The sequence below is a fragment of the Kitasatospora sp. NPDC059795 genome (assembly GCF_042732175.1).
Classification (GTDB): Bacteria; Actinomycetota; Actinomycetes; order Streptomycetales; family Streptomycetaceae; genus Kitasatospora.
Genome location: NZ_JBHWID010000039.1, coordinates 1 through 17,844 on the forward strand (window position 1 = coordinate 1; position 17,844 = coordinate 17,844).

13 protein-coding genes are annotated in these 17,844 nt (G+C 69.9%); 6 read left to right on the forward strand and 7 right to left on the reverse strand.

Annotation, left to right across the window (positions count from 1 at the left end; genetic code table 11):
* Nucleotides 1–199 precede the first annotated feature (199 nt).
* Nucleotides 200–823 (reverse strand): hypothetical protein, encoded by a 624-nt coding sequence (locus ACFV4P_RS35485; RefSeq protein ID WP_380477616.1) that lies wholly within the window; start codon nucleotides 821–823, stop codon nucleotides 200–202.
* Between the two features lie 1,259 nt (nucleotides 824–2,082).
* Between ACFV4P_RS35485 and ACFV4P_RS35490 the strand changes: the two genes are divergently transcribed.
* Complete coding sequence (locus tag ACFV4P_RS35490) at nucleotides 2,083–2,352, forward strand: hypothetical protein (protein WP_380477617.1); 270 nt, start codon at nucleotides 2,083–2,085, stop codon at nucleotides 2,350–2,352.
* A gap of 698 nt (nucleotides 2,353–3,050) precedes the next feature.
* Here ACFV4P_RS35490 and ACFV4P_RS35495 read toward each other — a convergent pair.
* The 5 genes from ACFV4P_RS35495 to ACFV4P_RS35515 all read right to left on the reverse strand — a co-directional run bounded on the left by ACFV4P_RS35495 (nucleotide 3,051) and on the right by ACFV4P_RS35515 (nucleotide 6,981).
* Nucleotides 3,051–3,602, reverse strand: coding sequence for a GNAT family N-acetyltransferase (locus tag ACFV4P_RS35495; RefSeq protein ID WP_380477627.1), 552 nt, complete (start codon nucleotides 3,600–3,602; stop codon nucleotides 3,051–3,053).
* Between the two features lie 7 nt (nucleotides 3,603–3,609).
* On the reverse strand, nucleotides 3,610–4,338 hold the full coding sequence (locus tag ACFV4P_RS35500; protein WP_380477618.1) for a lasso peptide biosynthesis B2 protein: 729 nt from the start codon (nucleotides 4,336–4,338) through the stop codon (nucleotides 3,610–3,612).
* Nucleotides 4,331–6,151 carry an albusnodin/ikarugamycin family macrolactam cyclase gene (locus ACFV4P_RS35505; RefSeq protein ID WP_380477619.1) on the reverse strand — a complete coding sequence of 607 codons (1,821 nt, stop codon included), beginning with the start codon at nucleotides 6,149–6,151 and terminating at the stop codon, nucleotides 4,331–4,333. The genes ACFV4P_RS35500 and ACFV4P_RS35505 overlap by 8 nt, the downstream gene beginning before the upstream one ends.
* Nucleotides 6,152–6,221: 70 nt before the next feature.
* Nucleotides 6,222–6,359 carry an albusnodin family lasso peptide gene (locus ACFV4P_RS35510; RefSeq protein ID WP_380477620.1) on the reverse strand — a complete coding sequence of 46 codons (138 nt, stop codon included), beginning with the start codon at nucleotides 6,357–6,359 and terminating at the stop codon, nucleotides 6,222–6,224.
* A 103-nt stretch (nucleotides 6,360–6,462) separates the two neighbouring features.
* Nucleotides 6,463–6,981, reverse strand: a complete 519-nt coding sequence (locus tag ACFV4P_RS35515) for an ATP-binding protein (protein WP_380477621.1) — start codon at nucleotides 6,979–6,981, stop codon at nucleotides 6,463–6,465.
* Nucleotides 6,982–7,171: 190 nt separating this feature from the next.
* Between ACFV4P_RS35515 and ACFV4P_RS35520 the strand changes: the two genes are divergently transcribed.
* On the forward strand, nucleotides 7,172–8,515 hold the full coding sequence (locus ACFV4P_RS35520; protein ID WP_380477628.1) for a tetratricopeptide repeat protein: 1,344 nt from the start codon (nucleotides 7,172–7,174) through the stop codon (nucleotides 8,513–8,515).
* Between the two features lie 419 nt (nucleotides 8,516–8,934).
* The gene (locus ACFV4P_RS35525) at nucleotides 8,935–9,987 is read left to right on the forward strand and encodes a hypothetical protein (protein WP_380477622.1); all 1,053 of its coding nucleotides are present in this window, start codon (nucleotides 8,935–8,937) and stop codon (nucleotides 9,985–9,987) included.
* 40 nt (nucleotides 9,988–10,027) lie between these two features.
* On the opposite strand, the gene ACFV4P_RS35530 is transcribed toward ACFV4P_RS35525, so the two are convergent.
* Nucleotides 10,028–10,462 carry a hypothetical protein gene (locus ACFV4P_RS35530; protein ID WP_380477623.1) on the reverse strand — a complete coding sequence of 145 codons (435 nt, stop codon included), beginning with the start codon at nucleotides 10,460–10,462 and terminating at the stop codon, nucleotides 10,028–10,030.
* A gap of 1,406 nt (nucleotides 10,463–11,868) precedes the next feature.
* Here ACFV4P_RS35530 and ACFV4P_RS35535 point away from each other — a divergent pair.
* From ACFV4P_RS35535 to ACFV4P_RS35545, 3 genes are all read left to right on the forward strand, one after another.
* Nucleotides 11,869–13,431: a TIGR02677 family protein gene (locus ACFV4P_RS35535; protein WP_380477624.1), complete on the forward strand. Its 1,563-nt coding sequence runs from the start codon at nucleotides 11,869–11,871 to the stop codon at nucleotides 13,429–13,431.
* Nucleotides 13,428–14,639 carry a TIGR02678 family protein gene (locus tag ACFV4P_RS35540; protein WP_380477625.1) on the forward strand — a complete coding sequence of 404 codons (1,212 nt, stop codon included), beginning with the start codon at nucleotides 13,428–13,430 and terminating at the stop codon, nucleotides 14,637–14,639. The genes ACFV4P_RS35535 and ACFV4P_RS35540 overlap by 4 nt, the downstream gene beginning before the upstream one ends.
* 106 nt (nucleotides 14,640–14,745) lie before the next feature.
* Complete coding sequence (locus ACFV4P_RS35545; RefSeq protein WP_380477626.1) at nucleotides 14,746–17,796, forward strand: TIGR02680 family protein; 3,051 nt, start codon at nucleotides 14,746–14,748, stop codon at nucleotides 17,794–17,796.
* Nucleotides 17,797–17,844: the final 48 nt, after the last annotated feature.

Sequence of the window (17,844 nt, forward strand, 5' to 3'; positions counted from 1 at the left end):
TTCCTGAGCCTTCGGCGACAGCCGTCGCGTGTCCCCCACCAGATCCGTCACGCCAGGATCAACGAGCGACGAACCTTACCGTTTCGGGTCAATAGTTGCAGCGCACGGCGGGTCTGTCTCCCTGACGGGGATTCGGATTCCTTGACGTGTGTTAGGGGGTTCCCTCCCGAGGGCTAATCGGGAGGGGCCCCGCTTATGGTCAGGCCGCTTCGGCCTGAGGCGCCTCCTCTGGCTGCTGAGCGTCCACCGTGGGCATGACGGCCCGGTAGATTCCCGATTCGATCAGCTCCACCTCTCCCAGCTTCCTCATCCGGTCGAGCGTCTTGCGGATCGAGGAACGGGTCGTCTGGCCGGCACCGGGCCGGATGATGTCCGCAATCTCGCGCACCGAGCGTGCTTTCCCGTCGCTGAAGAGGAGGTTCAGCATGGCGTCGCGCATGCTTCCGGACCGCGGTGGGGAATGCTGGGGCCGCTGGCCCGACTGGGCGCCCGTCAAGGACTTGGCCTGAACGCCCTCGCTGCTCACGCCTTCCGGATCGGCGTCCGACACGGGTTCCTCGTCACGGTGCTGGCCCTGCGCCGGAAGGCGGGCCGGGCCCCCCGCAAGGACACGCTCCAGCGCCTCGAGCATCCCGAGCTCGATCCGCAGGCTCCCAATCGCCCTGCGCACCGCTTCGATGCTCACAACGGACTTGACGTACGCCCCCTTGGGGAACTCGCCGACGGCTCCGTACGCCCCCTTGGGGAACTCGCCGACGGCTCCGTACGCCCCCTCGGGGAATTCGCCAAAGGCTCCCCATTCGAAGGTCGAACTTTCGTTCACTGCACTACCTCCCATCCGTCATACCAGAAATGACCCGCATTAGGTGCGCACAGCAACCCTGAAGGCCGCATCGGTCTCGGCTGCACCATATCCCACGGGTGCCGCATTGATGGCACGCTCGGAATAAGTGAGACGATCGGATACTCGCCTCGTTAAGAAGTGCATCACGGCACAGAAGAGAAGACATCAAAGGGCGCACACGCCGGTCGCGCCGCCGGTGGCATAGCTGCTCCGACCAGGGGGATTTCTCGTCAATCGCGCCGCATACCCGGCTCATCCTCTGCCCTAAACTTGGGTACAGAGAAATCTGCCCTCCACCGCGGGGCGCGGGACCTGTCCGGCGGCCGTGCGGTTCTTTTGAGAGCCCTACCCACACCGGTGCGGGCCTGATCCTCTTGCGTCCCACACACCGTCTCCGAACATCGGGCTCGGATGCGCCCAAACCGCCACCCTGCGACGGCTCCACCGACGACCCGCGCGCAAGCTTCGCCGCACTCCATCCAGGCCAGCAGCCCGCCGGCCGACCATGGGCCGCACGCCCTCTCCCCTCATCCAGGCCATGGCCCTCGGCACCGACGCCACCAACCTCGCCACCGCCAGTACTGGATCCGCCCGGCGCTGCCGAAGGTCGTCGAGAACGCGCTCCTCGACCTCACCCCTCGACCGCTGAAACGGCCCGGGCACCGGGGCTGACACCGTTGGATCTCCTGACTCTCCGTCAGAGCTGCTGAGCACGGGCCGACCTGACGCCCACGCAGGAATGCCCGGTGTGCCGAGAGCTCGGGGCGCGAGGCCGCCTACAGGGCCGCGCGCCCCGAGCTCGGCGGTATGGCCCGGCCCCTGGCCTGCCGGTTTGGAGCCCGGGGCCGGGCCGATCACAATGGCATCCATGGGGGACCAGAGGAAGACCAGCAGGAGAGCCAAGCAGCGCTCCCGGCATCGTGGGAGGGCATGGATCCCGGCTCACGGCCGCCGAACCACACCTTCCGCCCTTCTGTTCGAGGTCTTCGCCGTTGCCGTCATGACGCTGACCTACGAGCTGGTGTTCGCTCCCGGCGCTCTTCGGCGCAACACGATCGAGGCTGCCTTCGCGCGGCTCGGTCCGCTCCCCGCCACCTGCCTGCAGACAGCGTGACCTGCTGTCCCGCGACGTGTACACCGTCGTGGGGCAGCGGGCCGTGGTCGGCGCCCTTGCGGGAGCGCGATTCCAGGCCCACCCACTGCCCTCCGTGCGCACAGCACAGGAGGTTCGCTCCATCATGTCCAACCAGAACCAGCGTGAGACCCAGACCCCTCCCCCGGCCGAAGCCCAGCCGACCGATCCGGTGATCTCCGCGCCGGCCGCCCGACCTGCCGCGCCTCAGAGCGACCCGGTCACGCAGGCCGCGCTCGTGGGAGCCACTCAGGGGGCAGCTCAGGCCGCCGCGAAGGCGGTGGTGGGGAGCGAGGAAGGCACAGGCCTGATCCACCGGTCCGTCAGCGGACTGGCGGCCGTGTGGCGCTACTTCTTCGGAGAGAACCAGCAGTAGTGGATGGTGAACGCCCGGGTGGGGGCGGCGGCTGCCGCCCCCACCCGGGCGTTCACGTGGTCGTGGCCGGCTCCTTCACCAAGGACTGGGGGTCAGCTGCTGGTCAGTACGGGGTAGTCGGGCAGAGGGCCGCGCTCCGGTTCGAGCGCGTGAAGCCTGCGCCGGGCGGCGAGGGCCCCGCGGGCCTGCTCCAGTGCGTGGGTAGGCGACCAGAGGCGGATGCCGAGCGCGGCGGCGTCCTACCAGCCCAGGGAACCACCGCCTGCGCCAGGTCCGCGAACCGATTTCCTCGCGGTGTCCGGCGGGCGAGCGGCACCGTCCCCGCCACGGGACCGCCGAAGGTGATGGCCCTCGCGCCCTCGGCAGTACGCGGCCTGGACGACCCGGCCCCGGGCAGCAGCCTCACCACAGCGTGGACATCGGGTGGCAGCCTCCTTCGATCGCCTCGCGGATGCCGTCCTCGCGACCGGCCGCGTACGCGGGCCCGCTGCCCGTGCATGGCAGGGCGCGCAATCGCGGCCCGACAGGAAGTCTGTGACGGCCGGGGGCCTGTCCACCCGTGCAGGACGATCCTGCGGTGGGCAGTTGGCTGACTGACCGTCAGGTGTGGCTTGCGATGTCAAGCCGAGGTCCCCGTCATCTGTCCACTCAAAGGAGTGGACAGATGACGGGGGTTCGGAAGCTCACGGACTTCGTCGTCACTCCACGAGCGTGACGACCGCCGAGAAGCCGGTGAATTCGGAGGCGAGGGCGTCCATGATCAGTTCGTCGCAGACCTGGCCGAGCCAGTAGCCAGCCTCGCGAAGGGTTCCGGCGGCCTTGAAGCCGGCCTTCTCGTAGGCGCGGACGCCTGCCTTGTTGGGGGCGAGGACCTTGAGCCAGACCATCCGCAGGTTGGTGATGTGGAAAGCGTAGTCCAAGGTCAGGCGGGTGGCGGCGGTGCCCAGGCCCTTGCCGCGGGCCTCGGGGGCGAGCATCACGACGTACTCGGCGGTGCGGACGGCCGTGTCGGGCAGCAGGGTGGTGACCCCGACGGGCACCGGCGCCTCGCCGGTGAGGTCGTAGACGGTGAAGCGGATGTTGTCGCCGCGGAGCTGGTGGGCGATGCCCTCGGTGCGGGCCTCCAGCGACTCGGGCTGCTGGCGACCGTAGCCCACCAGCAGGGTGGGGTCCTGCTCCCACCGCCAGTAGGTCTCCACGAGGTCGGCGCGGTAGGGGCCGAGGCCGCAGGTCTCGTCGCGGACCCAGATGATCGACTCAGGACTGGCGGTGATGGCGGGCTCCGAGGGTGAGGACGGGCGTGTAGGCGAAGGTGGAGGGCGGTTCGGCCACCGGGGTGCCGTCCTCAGTCTGCACCCAGGCGTGCAGCCGCACGGGGTCCGCGGCGATGCCGTGGCACCAGGTGACGGCGAGGCGGCGGGCGGCCAGCAGCAGCACGGTGGCGGCGGACTCCTCCAGGCAGGCGGTGCGGGCCGGTGAGTACCAGCCGGCTGCCCGGACCGCGAGGACCGCCGCCTTCGCCTGATCGGGGGTAGCCGGGCGGCGGCAGGTTGACGCGGCCCACTCGACGGCGCGCACGACGCGGAGCATCGAGGTGCCATGCTCGCCTGCCGCCTTGACGGCGGCGACCTCCGCCAAGGCTCCTCCGGCGGCGAGCAGGCTGCCAGTGGGGACAGGGGCGGGCCGGACAGTTCCGGCGGGGTGCTCGGTGCTGCCCCAGCTCGCGGCCCGGGTGGTGGCGGTGATGACCGGCCAAGGCCCCGACGCCGAGGCGGGGGTGAGGAGCCCGGCGGCCAGCAGCTGGTCGGCGAGGGGACCGGCCAGGGGATGGGCAGTGCCGGTGCGGGCGGCGGCGCGGAAGCGGGTGGCAGCGGCGGGCAGCAGGCCCTGGACGTGGCCGGTGCGGTAGTCGATGAGGACCAGGACATGCCCGAAGTCGGCGGCGCGGACGTGGGCAGGCGGGGCGAGGAGGTCGAGGTCAGACACGGAGTTCGTTCCCTCCCGGTGCGGTGGTCCAGGCAGGTGCGGGGTGGCGCTGGTGGGCGGTGAGCCACGCTTCGGCGGTCAGGGCCTGCTCCAGGGTGGCGAGCGGCATCGGCAGGCCGGCGGCGGCCCGGGCCAGGTGCTGGCGGAGGCGGCCCGGGTGCAGGAGACCGAGGGCGGCGAGGTAGCCATCGGCGAGGGCCGACAGGGCGGCCAGGTTGGTCCGCAGGCCGGTGTAGTGGTCGGCGTCGAAGCTGCCCTTAGTGGTGCGGGCGGCCGTCTCCGGGGGCAGCAGGCCGGACATCGCGCGGGCCAGGTGCGGCTTGTAGGCGTGCAGGGGAGGTCGCCGCTCAAGCGGCGTGGTCAGTACCGCGTTCACCACCAGTGGGTCGAGGAACGGGTTGTGCAGCTCAACGCCGTAGGCGGCGGCGAGCTGGACGTCGGCGGCGGCGGTGCGGGCCACCTCGCGGATCTCGTCCGCCCCGGCCCGCACCGCGAAGTCCAGGCCGGGCAGCGGATCGGGTTCGGCACCAGCCCGGCGGACGGCTCCGGCCAGCAGGCGACGGGCGTCCGGCTCGGCCCAGCCGGGGAAGGGCAGCAGAGGGAACCAGGCCACCTTCCCGTGGTCGTCCCGCCTCGCCGCCCCGACCACCCGGGCCAGGTCGGCGAGGGCCCGGCGACGGCTGGTGCGGGCAGTGCGGGCGGCGTCTCGCAGCAACGGGCCGACCGGGGTGTGCCGCAGGCGGGCCCAGCCCAGCGCCTCGGAGACCGCCCGCCGCAGGTGGCAGTGGCGGATCAGGTCGGCGAGGTGGATCGGAGGCTGGAACAGGACGCTGTCGCCGCCGTCGCCGGTCAGGTGGGTGCGGGTGCCCAGCTCGTCGCGCATCCACTCCAACTGGCCAGTGAGACGGGCGTGGGTGAGGGTCGAGGGCGCCGGTTCGTCGGTCACGGCGATGTCGGCGATCCGGCTGTAGGGCAGGTGACGATCGGTCAGCGGCAGCAAGTGGTGGGCGATCCGGTGGGGGTGCCGGGCGGCGGCCAACCGGGCGTGGTGCAGGTCGGCTCCGCCGGGGTCGCCCTCGGGGTGGACGGTGACCGCGTTGAGCCGCTGGCCGGCGGGCAGGGCGGTGGCGGCCATCACGGTGACGCTGGTGGAGTCCAGGCCGCCGGACAGGTCGGCAGACAGGCCCGGGGCGGTGGCCCGCAAGCTGACCGATGCGGCCAGCGCGTCGTGGAGCTGGATGTCGGGCAGCCGGCCGGGCACCGGGTCAGGCCGCCACGTGGTGGTGATCCGCAAGTCACCGCCGTCAGAGGGAAGTTCGACGCGGGAGCCGGGTGCCAGTTGGAGCACCCCGTCGAAGAAGGTACGGCCCATGGCCAGCGCGGGCACCGACGGTGCGAACACCGCGCAGGCCAGCCGCTCAGTGTCGATGCCCGCCCCGGTCAGGGAGGCCAGCAGCCGGGCGGAGGTGGACCAGGCCCAGCCGCCGTCCCACGCGGTGGCGTAGACCGGCCGGGCGGCGGCCGGGTCGGTGTGCACCACCACGGCGGTGACCGTCTCCTCGATCACGGAGTAGGCACCGGGCCAGCGCCAGGTGACATCGGCGGGCGGCGCGGTGTCGGCCAGCAGGGACAGCTCGAACTCGCCTGCCCCGCACGGGCCGAGGACCAGGACGCGGCGGTGCCCGCCTGCCGCTGCCCGCACGGTGGCGGGGCCGTCGCCGAGCCGCCAGGCCATCGAACCGGCCGCGAGCGGGGCCGCCCCGACGGGCAGCGGGTGCGTAGTGGAGGTGGTGCTGAACCCTCCGAAGATCACGGATTCCTCCCGGGTGGGGGCTGGACAGGGGGTGTGGCCCAGCCAGAGGCCGGGCCACACCCCCGCTGAGTCAGCTGTTGTAGGCGCGGCGCTTGTCCTCGCTGCTGCCCTGGCCCTGGCCTTCGGTGAGGGTGGCCGCGTCGCCGATCTCGATCAGCGCGACGTCGTCCTCGTCGCTGGTGGCCATGGTGTTGGTGAGGTCGTTCATGGGCTCGTCCTCTCTGCGAAACGGGAGCGTGCTGCCCGGAACCCCGGGTGGGGCGCCGGCTGTCCCGCCCAGGGACACGCCGGGGCGGGAAGTCTGGGGTGGTTCAGCTCGCGGGGGCGAGTGCGGCGGGGTGTATCGGAGGGCGGCGACGGCCGCCGAGGCTGCGGGCCACCGCGCGGGCCGCCCGCCGGGGGTGGGCCAGGAGCTGACGGCGGGTCAACGGCTGCTCGGGCAGCTCCAGCTCGGCCCAGACCTTCTTGCCCCGCTCGGTCAGCTCGGTTCCGTGGGCGGCGGCCAGGTGCTCGACCAGGAACATGCCGCGTCCGGACGCGTCGTCGGGGCCGACTGAGCGGGGCCGGGGCAGGGCGGCGGAGCCGTCGTAGACCTCGACCACCAGCCGCCGCAGATGGGGGTGGACGTACACGCCGAGGGTGATCATCGCGCCGACGGTGTGCCGGACCGCGTTGGTGGCCAACTCGGAGGTGACCAGGTCGATCGCGTCCCGGGCGGTGTCGTCCAGCCGGACACCCCAGCCAGTGACCTGGGACCGGACCCAGCGCCGGGCCTTCGGCACAGAGGACGGATCACGGATCAGAGCAGTGGAGGCAGCGTGCACGGGCATAGTGAGGAACCCTTCGGCGCTGGACGGGGGATCAGCGGACCGCACGCCGAGAAGCTGGCGGCCGGGGACCGGCCTGCTAGGGAGGACCCCTAGGCTGACCTGACTACGAGTCAACAGGTGTGCGCTGGGCGTGAACACGGTAGGAACGTGCCGAGCGTCTGAAACCCTTGAAACCTGCGGCCGGGGGGCACTGGTGGCACGCGAACGGACACCCAACGGCAAGCTGGCAGCACTGGTCGCCGAGTGTCGGTGGTCGAGCAACGGCGAGTTCGCCCGCGCGGTCAACCGCGCAGGCACCGAAGCGAGGTTCAAGCTGCGGTACGACGAGTCCGCCGTCTCGCACTGGCTGGCCGGTACCCGGCCCATGACGAAGTATCAGAATGTGGTGCTGGAGGCCCTGACCCGGCGGATCGGGCGGCCGGTGACGGCGTTCGAGGCCGGGTTCGCCGATCAGCCCGACGTGCAGCCCGCATCCCCGGATACGGTGGCGGGACTGATCGACCTCGGGAGCATGGACATGGACCCATCGCGCAGGGGTGTGCTCGGGGCGGGCCTGTACTCGGTCGCCCTCACCGTCCCCGGCTGGCCGGACCACATCGGGCGGTTCGAGAAGCTGAAGGCCGACCCGCACACCCGCATCGGCATGGCCGAGGTGGAGTCCGTCATCGCCATGACGGAGAAGATCAGCGAGCTCGACGACCAGTTCGGTGGCCGGGCCGCCCGCCCGATGGCGGCCGCGTTTATGGTCAACAACATCGCCCCCTACCTCAAGGCCACCGCCACCGACCAGGTCCGCAAGGCGATGCTCTCGGCTGCGGCCGACCACCTGTACCTGACCGGCTACATGGCGGTGGACGAGCGCCTGGACCTGCTCGGCCAGAGCTACTACACCAAGGCCCTGGAGCTGGCGCTCGCGGCCGGCGACCACCTCACCTACTGCACGACCCTGCGGGGTATGAGCGTTCAGGCCGTCGAACTCGGCCACGGGCAGGCCGCGTTGCGGTACGCGGACGCCGCCTCCGTCGCCTCACCCGAAGCCGGACCCCGCATGCGAGCGTTCCTCGCCGGCCAGCAGGCCCACTCCCTCGCTCAGACCGGCGATCGCTCCGGCGCGCTCGCCATGCTCCACTCCGCCGAAGTCGCCATGGAGCAGGCCGAGTCCAAGGCCAAGGCCCACGGCTCCTACGACCCCTCCTCGCTCTCGTACCACGTCGCCCAGGTCGCCTACGAGCTCGGCAACCGCGAAGGTGCGATCCGCGCACTCCAGCACTCCGAGAAGGTCCGGCCCGCGATCTACCGCCGGGCCCGGGTCCGACACCGAGCCATGCTCGCTGAGTGGCAGCTCGCAGCCGGGCGGCTGGAGGAGGCAGTCCAGAGCTGGAACCTTGCCTTGGACGACTTCCCACACGTCCAGTCCGGCCGGGCCGACGATCGCTTCCGCACGATGCTCTCGGCGACCTTGCCGCACCGCCGCAACCCGCACGTCCGCGAACTTCTCGACCGAGCCCGGCCCATCGCCCCGCGCTCGACCTGAACCACCCGGGCGATCCGGCGGGGGCGGGTGCCGGAGGAGCCCCCGCCGGGGCCACTGCGCGGCTGGAAGCCTCACGCGCCGGTCGGCAGAGCAGCTTTCCCGCCGTCCGGGCCAGACATAGCGCGAGACCTGTGGCACTCCAGCTGGCCTCGCGTTCCGGGCATCGCGTTGCCGCCACCGAGGACGGGCCCGGCGCCGTCGGACGGCAGTCGGACAGCCGGCCAGTCGGCCAGTCGGCCGCCGGACCTCGCACCAGCGGGCCGCCGCACCCCTGAGGCAGGCCGCCGGTGCACTGCGCCCTCAGCTGGCCGCTCAGCGACGTTCACAACCGACGGACTGTCACAGCTTGCTGCTACAACAGCACTTTGCGTATCCGCCGCCGTCCGGCGGCGGGACGTGACGTGGAAGGAGGGCCGTCTGTGCCCACCCGTAGCCGCATCCCCTCCCAGCGCAACGCGGCTGAGCGGCCCGCTTTCGGGTCGGTGTACACCCTGACCGACCCGCGGGACGGCCGTGTGCGCTACGTGGGGCAGACCGAGAAGAGCCTGCAGGTGCGGCTCGCCGGCCACATCAAGCAGCCGACGAACGACGCCATGCGCCTGTGGTTGATGCTGCTCATGGCTCACGGGCTCACTCCGGCCATCGACGAGGTCCGGCGTGCCAGGGTCGAGGACCTGCTTGACGTCGAGCGGGAGTACATCGAGTACTACGCACAGAAGGGCGACCTGCTGAACTCCCCCTACAACGTGGTCCATCTGCCGGCGCTCGGTGCGGAGGTCAACGAGCTGTTCGCGGCGCGGGTGGGCGAAGACGGGGCAGCCGAGGCGACGGTGGGCCAGGTGGTGCCGCCGATCGTGATCACGGTTCCCGGCCCCTCGGCTCCCGCCGACGGCGGGCAGACGACCGAGGAGCAGGTCCCGCAGCATCAGCACAGCCACCACTACTCCTTCTCGCTCGGCGGCGCTTCGGCCCGCCGCAGGCCGCTTCGTGAGCTGCGGTACAACCTGCGCTACCGCTGGAGGTGGTCCCGGAATGTGCACTTCGAGATCTCCTGGGCGGCCCGCCAACACCCGTGGGCCGCCTTCGCCGTGGGCGCGGTCCTTGCGGCACTGCTCTGGCAGGCGGTCTCCAGCATGACCGCGGCGTACCTCGCGCAGAGCGTCTGGGTGGTCGCCGAAGGCTCGGTGGGTCCGCTGCTGGCCACGGTGTCCGATCCGGTCGACCGCTTCATCACGGCCCGCAGCCAGGGTGTCCCCGCGAGCGCCTCGGTGTTGCAGGTCGTGTGGTGGGCGGCTGCGGCGGTGATCGTGTTCACCGGTCTGTTGCGGGGGGCCTGGAGCCGGCGGCTCGCCTGGACGGCTCACGGCAGTGCGACGTTCGCAATGGTCTGGCTGGGCTCCGACGCCACCTCGCGTCCGATCGCCTGCGGGGTGGTGGGACTGTTGTGGGTTCTCGCCCTGGCCTTTGTCTGAGCGCCGCATGGTTGGTGCCGCCGCGTCCTGGCCGGGCCGGTCACTGGCCGGCCTCCGGCTTGAGGGCAATCGGGCCGTCCGGGATCCTGCCGTCGACATACCCCTCGATCAGCAGGCCCACGTCGGGCAGCGCGCTGTCGTCGACGGACCGGGCAGCGTCGCGGTACGGGACCCACTGCCGCGTCGCGATGCCGCGTTCGCCGCAACGCAGCCGCGCGTCGCCCACGTGCGCCAGAAGGACCAGTGCCATGTCCCAGGTCGCCGTGGCGTGCCCGTCAAGCCTGCGGGGAGGTGTGCGCCCGAACACCTTTGCCCAGCGGATCGTCGGGCAGAGCACCTGTGAGCGGATCAGCCGTTCACCCGACGCGCGCCACGACTGGCCATGGCCCACTCGCGCGTCGGGCAGCGCCCAACTGTCCCTGTGCGCCGCGGGATCGTGCAGGAGCACGACGTCGTGCCCCGCGTTCATGGTCACCACAGCAACGTGGCGCCTGATCCTCCACATACCTGCCGCTTGGACCGTCACCTGCTTCTCACGCTGCCCTTCTCGCCGCTGCGGGCACGCGCCGTTCGCGGCCGGAGCGCCTCCGCCGGCCGCGGCGCTGCTGAGGCACATCCTCACAAATGGACCGGCTTACGGGCCACTCGCCATGCGGGCTGCTTCCGCAGGCCGGCCGTTCAGCGCACACTCCCGATCCGGTGCCCGGCATCGCCCGTCGCACGACGGGCACCGTGCGGCATGCGGGCCGGATGCCCGCGGGGCCGGCCCACACCATCCGGCGCGCCCGCCCCGCACCCACCGACCCACCGCTGCCCGCGGCTGGCCGCGCACCCGGAGGCGACGGCACGACCACGGACACACTCGCGTGCCTTGCCCCCGCGCGACGGCGGAGAACAGGGGCGGCGGACGCCCTGCACCGAGTCCCACATATGCGATGAGTGCTCACGCAATCCCGCACGCACACCCGGTCGGATCGCGGTCAACTTCGGTCTGGCACAGGCATGGAAGCGTCGGTGCATCAACACTCGACGATCGACTGTCGACGCCCCGGTTTGTCGCTCTCCACGGCGGCCGTCAGGGGCGGCCTTGGGCCTCATGGGGCTGCCGCTGTCGCGGCCGGGGCGCGGTGGGTCGGCCTTGCGTCGGCTCATCGAGGGGTACATCGCATGAGCTCGAGAGCGAGTTCTCGTCGACTGCGGGCAGGGAGACGACGTAGCGGGACAGGCTGTGCAGGGACGTGATGCCTGCAGCACGCAGGATGACGGGCAGCGGGGGCCAGTCCTGGAGAAGGCCGATCAGGTAGGCGGTACGCAGGCGCTGGGGTTGGATGACCTCGTGCTGGCTGCGGCTGGCGTGCCCGGGGGTGGGTGGTGAGCCAGTCCGAGTCCAGGTGCTTGCTGGTGCGGTCGTTGAAGTGAGGGCGGAAGGCGGAGGTGTCCGCGGCCAGGTGGGCAGTGCTGTCCAGCAGCAGTTCCTCGTAGGCGTAGCGGGCCGGTAGCAGCACCCGGCACGGCAAGAGACAGGTTCCCCGTCGGGAAGGGCTGCTCGTAGCAGCAGGAGTGTCCGCCAGTAGACCGAGCTTGCTGAGGCTGTTCATCCAGGAGCTCGTCCGCTCTGCCACCCAGCGGCCGCCCACCTGGATAGGGTCTTCGCATTGCGTGCGGCGATCCGAAAAGTGGTCTGCCTGGCAGCAGTGCCTTCAGGGACGAGGTGGAAGCGGACTTGCCCCAGTCTCGGGACGTAGATCCCGTTCGCGCAGACCGCCTGGGTGACTTGGCGAGGGCCTGTATCCCCGCAGGTTCCTTGGGTAGCGGGCCGGCATACGTGGTCGGCTCAGTGCGGCCATGGCTGCCGGATCAGCCTGAGGTGAAGGAGACGCGATGACCGCTACACGCCGCTTCGGCGACCGTATGAAGATCGTCGAGTATCTCACCAATGACAGGACGCTGTTCTACCGCGTGGTCCTGGACATCTTGCTGGAGGAGGAAGCCCGGCTGGGCATTCACCTCAGCACGGCTGAGATCGCACAACGTGTCCGGGAGGTGCTGGCGGTCGAGCCGGAGCTGCTGGCCCAACTTCCCTCCGTTGACTCTCTGCTGACCAATCTGCGCTCCTGGGGCAATGTCGATCGGATCCACAACACCCGGCGGATCAGTACACCGCAGGAATTCGTCGACAAGGACTTCCTGTACCAGCTGACATCTGCCGGTGCCCGGGTGCACCGCGAGATGACCGCCATCGACCAGGACATGGCTGATGTCGGCGCGTTGCAGTCCTCGATGCTGCCGGAGGTACTCAACTCGCTGGCAGTGCTGGTCCGGCTCCTCGAGTCGGGTGATCCGGACCCTGAGCCCGTACTGGGTGCGTTCCAGGCGACGACGACCGGATTCTCACGGCTGGCGGAGAACGCGAAGCTCTTCATTCAAGGGCTCAACGGATCTCTCGCTTCAGAACAGATCCGTGATCCGGAAGCGTTCATCGCCTACAAGAACGTCGTGGTGCGCTACCTACGGTCATTCACTCTGGTCCTGGACCGGACCGCACCGCAGATCTCGAGACTGATCCATCGTGCGGAGAAGGCCGGTCTGCAGGCACGGCTGGGCGACCTCGCTTCGCTGGAGACAGCTCCTGTCCTGGGCGTGAGCCAGGACCTCGTCGTCGGTCGTCAGGCTGAGCGGATGGGTGAGCAGTGGGAGGGGCTGTGCCGGTGGTTCGTTCCGACGGCCGACCGGAGGCCGATGGCCCAGTTGCTCATGGACCGTGCTGCGGACGCGATCAACTTCATCATCCTGACTGTCGGGCACATCAATGACCAACGGTTCCGCCGGGCCAATCGTACGGCTGACCTGGTGGCTCTGGCGGGCTGGTTCGACAGACTCGACCCGGCTGGCGAGGAAGGTGAGGCCACAGCGCTGTGGCGTACGGCCTTTGGCAGTTATCCGGCACGTCACCTGGGGCACCCGCGGGCTGTGGAGGACGACACGGACACGCTGGATGAGGTCAGCTGGTGGGACAGTGACCCGGCTCCGGTGGCAGCTGAACTCCGGGCTCGTGGGCCGCAGGCCGAGTCGGGGCCGATTCCCCGGGTGAAGGATCCCCGCAGGGTGAAGAGCCTGTTGGCCGCGCGGCAGCAGCGAGAGCAGACGACTGTGAGCGAGGCTGAACGGTCGCTGGCGGAGCGAGGCCCGATACGTCTGTCGGCGCTGGGCCAGTTGGAGCCCGTGGAGGCGGACGTCTTTCTGTCCTGTCTGGGGCTGGTGATGTCGGCGCCAACGCGTCGAGCGGGTATTCGACGTGCCCGAACCCCTGACGGTCGGCTGCTGGTGACCTTGGCTCCGGCGGTGACCGAGAAGTCGAGCGCGTCAGTGGGGCTGCGTGGTGGATGGATGAGCACCAAGGACTTCGAGTTGACGATATCGCTGATGGGAAGAGCGCGCGGATGAGCGGCTGGGCTGGGCAGGACGGGCACGAGCGACGCGAGGTCATCCGGGCGTTGATTCTACGTCCGCTCCTGCAGCGTCGTGGGCGGAGCGGGCGGCTGGTTGATCAGGCCCGCCGGCATGAGGGGGAACTGCGGGCCTGGTTCGCCCAGGAACTGGGCTGGCGTCTGCTCGTCGAGCGTGACCGTGTCCGCTTGCTGAAGGTCCCCGAGGACCCGGGCCGATTTCCTGACAGGTCGACCCCCACTCCGCGGCAGTGTGCTCTCTACTGCCTGGTGCTGGCCGTACTGGCGGACTGCGGTCAGCAGACCGTCATCAGCGAACTTGCCGACCGCGTCACTGCCCTCACCACCGCGCACACCACGGTGCGGCGGTTCGACGCGACCGTGACTCGTGAACGACGGGACCTCGTCGCTGCCATTCGGCACCTGGTGGAAAGCGGAGTCCTGACACCCACCCGGGAAGCGGTCGCCACCGCTGACGACGAGCAAGCCTATGTCGTCGGGACCGGTAACGCCCTCTACGACGTTGACCACCGAGCCGCGGCGTTCATGGTGGCGTGCCCGGTGCCGCCCAGTGGAGTGGACGGGCCGGAGCACCTGCTGCGGGTGGCCGACGACACGGCCGCGCACAGTGAGTTGACCGAGACCGAACTCCGGCAGGCGCTCATGCGCCGTCTGGTCGACCATCCTGTCGTCTACGCCGAGGATCTCCCGCTCCGCCAGCGGGACTATCTGGTCAGGCACCAGGATGAGCTGGTGGCGGCTGTTCGCCTGGGCCTTGATTCGCGGGTGGAGGTACGAGCCGAGGGCATCGCGGTGATCGACGCGCAGATGAGCGATATGGACTTCCCAGGTGTCAGCAGAGCGTCTTTCGCCGCACTGGCGCTGGCCGACCTGTTGGCCCATGAGGTCACCGCCGGACGGGGGGCCTGGCGGGAGGTCGACGGCGAGCGCCTTGCCGAGCTCGCCAGCGCCGTGGCGGTGAGGGTACGGCGCACCGTTACGAAAATCGACGGCAAGCCGGTGGACGCCGCCGTCGTTCTCGGAGCCGCGCTGCCGGTCCTGACCCAACTGGGGCTGGTCGATCCATGCGGCGACGGCATCCGTGTTCGGCCCGCCATCACGCGCTACCGCGACCCGAGCGGACGGGGTGTGCGCTCGAGCGGAGAAGCTCTGCTGCTGTTCGGTGCGGAACCCGACGCCCCTTAGACGGATGGCCTTGGCCCTGCTGACCCATTGACTCCGGAGAACTCCTGAGATGACGAATCCCCCTGACAGTTCGCCCAGCCCCGCACTGGATCGCATACTCGGTGGCTTGTTGCCCATCCCGGAGAGCCGGCGCTTGCAGCCTCTGCGGCTGGGGCTCATCGGCATCTGGGAGTATGGGGTGCAGGAGTTCGTCTTCCACGGGGGCCGTCTGATCCTGCGAGGACGCAACGGCAGCGGGAAGACGAAGGTCATGGAGGCCACCAGCCCGCTGCTGCTGGACGCGATCCTCAGCGCGCGGCGCTTGGACCCGTTCGGCACGACGGCCCGCACCATGCAGGACAACCTGCTGCACCGGGGTCGCAAGCACCGTGTCGGCTACAGCTGGTGCGAGTACGGGCGGATCACCGATGACGGCACCCACGAGTTCGTGACAATCGGCATCGGTATGCGTGCCAGCACCTCGCACAAGGAGGTGCTGCACAAGCCCTGGTTCTTCGTCACCTCGCAACGCGTCGGACAGGACTTCCAGCTGCTCAACGAACACGGCCAGCCTCTCCTGCGAAAGCACCTGGAACTGCTGCTCGAACCCAACAGTGTCTTCGCCGAACGCAAGCAATACCGGACGGCCGTCGCCGAGCGGCTCTTCGGGTTCAGCGCCGCCCGCATGGCGTCGCTGGTGGAACTCCTACTGACCCTGCGCCGCCCCAAACTCAGCGAGAACTTCGACGGCGTCAAGCTCAGCCGGATGCTCGGCAGCAGCCTTCCGCCGGTCAGCACCGTACTCTTGGACGAGCTCGCCGTCAGATTCGACCAGCTGACCCGGGACCGCAACGACCTCGAGCAGCAGGAGCGGCACCGCGAGGCGATGCGATCGTTCCTGTCCGTCTACCGTAGGTTCGCACGCCGCTGGACACGGTGGGGCGCCCAGGAGCTGACGAAGGCCGAGCAGCAGCTGACCGGGGCCCGTATGCAGTACCGGAAAGCGGTCAGAGAACTGGGCCAAGCCAAGGAGGAGCTGGAGCGGACACGTATCCGACGTGGCCAGCTCGACGCCACCCGCAAGGGCCTTCAGGTGACCATTGGGGAGTTGCGTGCCGGCCCGCTGATGGAGCAGCACGGGCTGCTGACGGCGCTGCAGGATCAGGCGATTGCCGCCGAGGAGCGGCTGCCGGGACTGGAGGAGCGGCTCGCCGCCGCGCAGACGGCTGCTGGCAAAGCCACGGAAGCCGCTGGCGGGCAGGCCAGGCTGCTCACGGTCTCGGACAAGGCCGTTACCGCTGCCGAGGAGCGATCCCTGGAGCGGTCAGCGCACACCAGAATCGAGGACGCCCACCGTCAGTACGCCGCCGTGATCCGCTCCTGCCCGCAGGAGGCAGAGACGTCCCTGCAGGGCCATGCGCAGGTGCGGGCCAGGGTTCTGGAGGAGGCTGTGAAGCGGGCGGAGATGGTCCGTCAGGCACAAGCCGACTACAACTACGCCGACCAGCAGTTCCAGAGCACTCTCAAGCGGTGGAACCGCAGCAAGCAGGCAGCGTCTGACCGCGAAGCTGCACTCGGCGGGCACATCAGCGCACTCCGTGCACAACTCGCCGACTGGAGCGACCGCTGCGGTGAACTGCGCCTGTCCGAGGCCGAACTGACTGACCTGCACCTGCTCGTCCCGACGTTCGGTCTCCCCGGCGTGCCTGTCCTCTCCCAGGAACTGGCACGGCTGGCACGGCCCCGCCATCTGCAACTGGCCGCAGCGGCAGCCGCGCTGGAGAGCGAGCAGAACCACGCTGTGGACGAGCACAAGACGCTCTCCGATGAGCGCAAGCGTGTCGCCAAGGAGCGTGACCCTCTGCCGCCTGCGCCGCTGCACCACCGGCGCAAGCGAGCCGGCCTCTCCGACGGGGCCCCGCTGTGGCGGCTGCTGGAGTTCGCCCCCGGTCTTTCCCTTGAAGCCAAAACCGGACTGGAAGCCGCGCTGCTCGGCGCCGGAGTCCTGGATGCCTGGGTCACCAGCGGTGGAGCGGTCCTCAACGGCCAGACGATGGACACGCTGCTGTCGGCCGACCACGAACCAGTCCCAGGGCCATCCCTTGCCGACGTTCTCCAACCGGTCGAACACCCCGCCGTTCCCACAGGCGTGACCACCGCCATCCTCACCGCACTCGCCCTCGCTGCTCCGGACGGCCCACCGCCCCAGCACGACTGGGTGGCAACCGACGGATCCTGGCGCATCGGCCCCGTCCACGGCAGGACAAGCGTCAAGGGCCCCGCGTACATCGGGGCTGCCGCCCGCGAAGCCGAACGGCAGCGGCGCCTCAACGACCTGGACCAGCAGCTTGGCGGCATCAACGCCCGCATCCTGGAGTTGGAAGGCCGGCTCGAAACTGCGCGGGAGAGGCAGGACGTACTCACCGCCGAGTGCGACGACGCCGCCGACCTCGACCAGCCGCTGAGGCAGGGCCAGCAAGACCTCGCCACCGCACGGAGCGTCTTCGAAGCCCACGACAAGCAGCGGCAGGAGGAGGAAGCCAACCGCGTCGAACTCGACACGGCACTGCGGGAAGTCCGCAACGCCCTGGACCGTTATGCGCGGGAACAGGCGACCGCCACCGACCTGGTGGCCCTCGCCGCGGAGCAGAGCGACCTTCAGGAGTATCGGGCGAGCCTGGAGGAGCTCTTCCGCAAGGTGGCGAACTGGAGACACCGGGCTGAGCAGAGTGCAAGCGCCCACCTTCTCGCCGCCGCTCAGGAACTGCACCGCGACCAGGTGGATGCGGACCGGCTGATGGCGGTCAAGGATGCTGAGGCCAAGCGCGAGCAGTATGATGTCCGGCTTCGTCTGGTCGGCGCCGACGTGGCGGTAGTTCTCGCTGAACTGGCCACCAAACAAACCCAGTTGTCCGAGGCTGAAGAGCTCGAAAAGGTCAACCAGGAGGCCGCCGATCAAGCCCGTGACACGGCGGCCCACTGCCAGGCAGCCCACGAGCAGGCCTCCGAACTCGTCACCCAGCGCACCGCGTCGCTGGACGCGCAGAGTGGCAACTACCGCAAACTCGAACAGCTCGGCTTCACCGCCCTCGCCGGTGGCGCCGAGCCGAAAAACCCTGACGAGAGCACTCCTGAGAGGGCGGTTCGTGAGTATTTGACCGATTCTGCTGTCACCTGATGGTGTGGGGAGGGGCGGAGTCCGCCCGTCCGGGGGCGGTGCTCTGTT

Excerpts from the sequence above, each read along its gene's own strand:
- ACFV4P_RS35515 (WP_380477621.1), bottom strand. The coding sequence starts at position 6,981 with ATGCCCGTGCACGCTGCCTCCACTGCTCTGATCCGTGATCCGTCCTCT.
- ACFV4P_RS35510 (WP_380477620.1), bottom strand. The coding sequence starts at position 6,359 with ATGAACGACCTCACCAACACCATGGCCACCAGCGACGAGGACGACGTC.
- ACFV4P_RS35535 (WP_380477624.1), top strand. The coding sequence starts at position 11,869 with ATGACCGCTACACGCCGCTTCGGCGACCGTATGAAGATCGTCGAGTAT.
- ACFV4P_RS35540 (WP_380477625.1), top strand. The coding sequence starts at position 13,428 with ATGAGCGGCTGGGCTGGGCAGGACGGGCACGAGCGACGCGAGGTCATC.
- ACFV4P_RS35490 (WP_380477617.1), top strand. The coding sequence starts at position 2,083 with ATGTCCAACCAGAACCAGCGTGAGACCCAGACCCCTCCCCCGGCCGAA.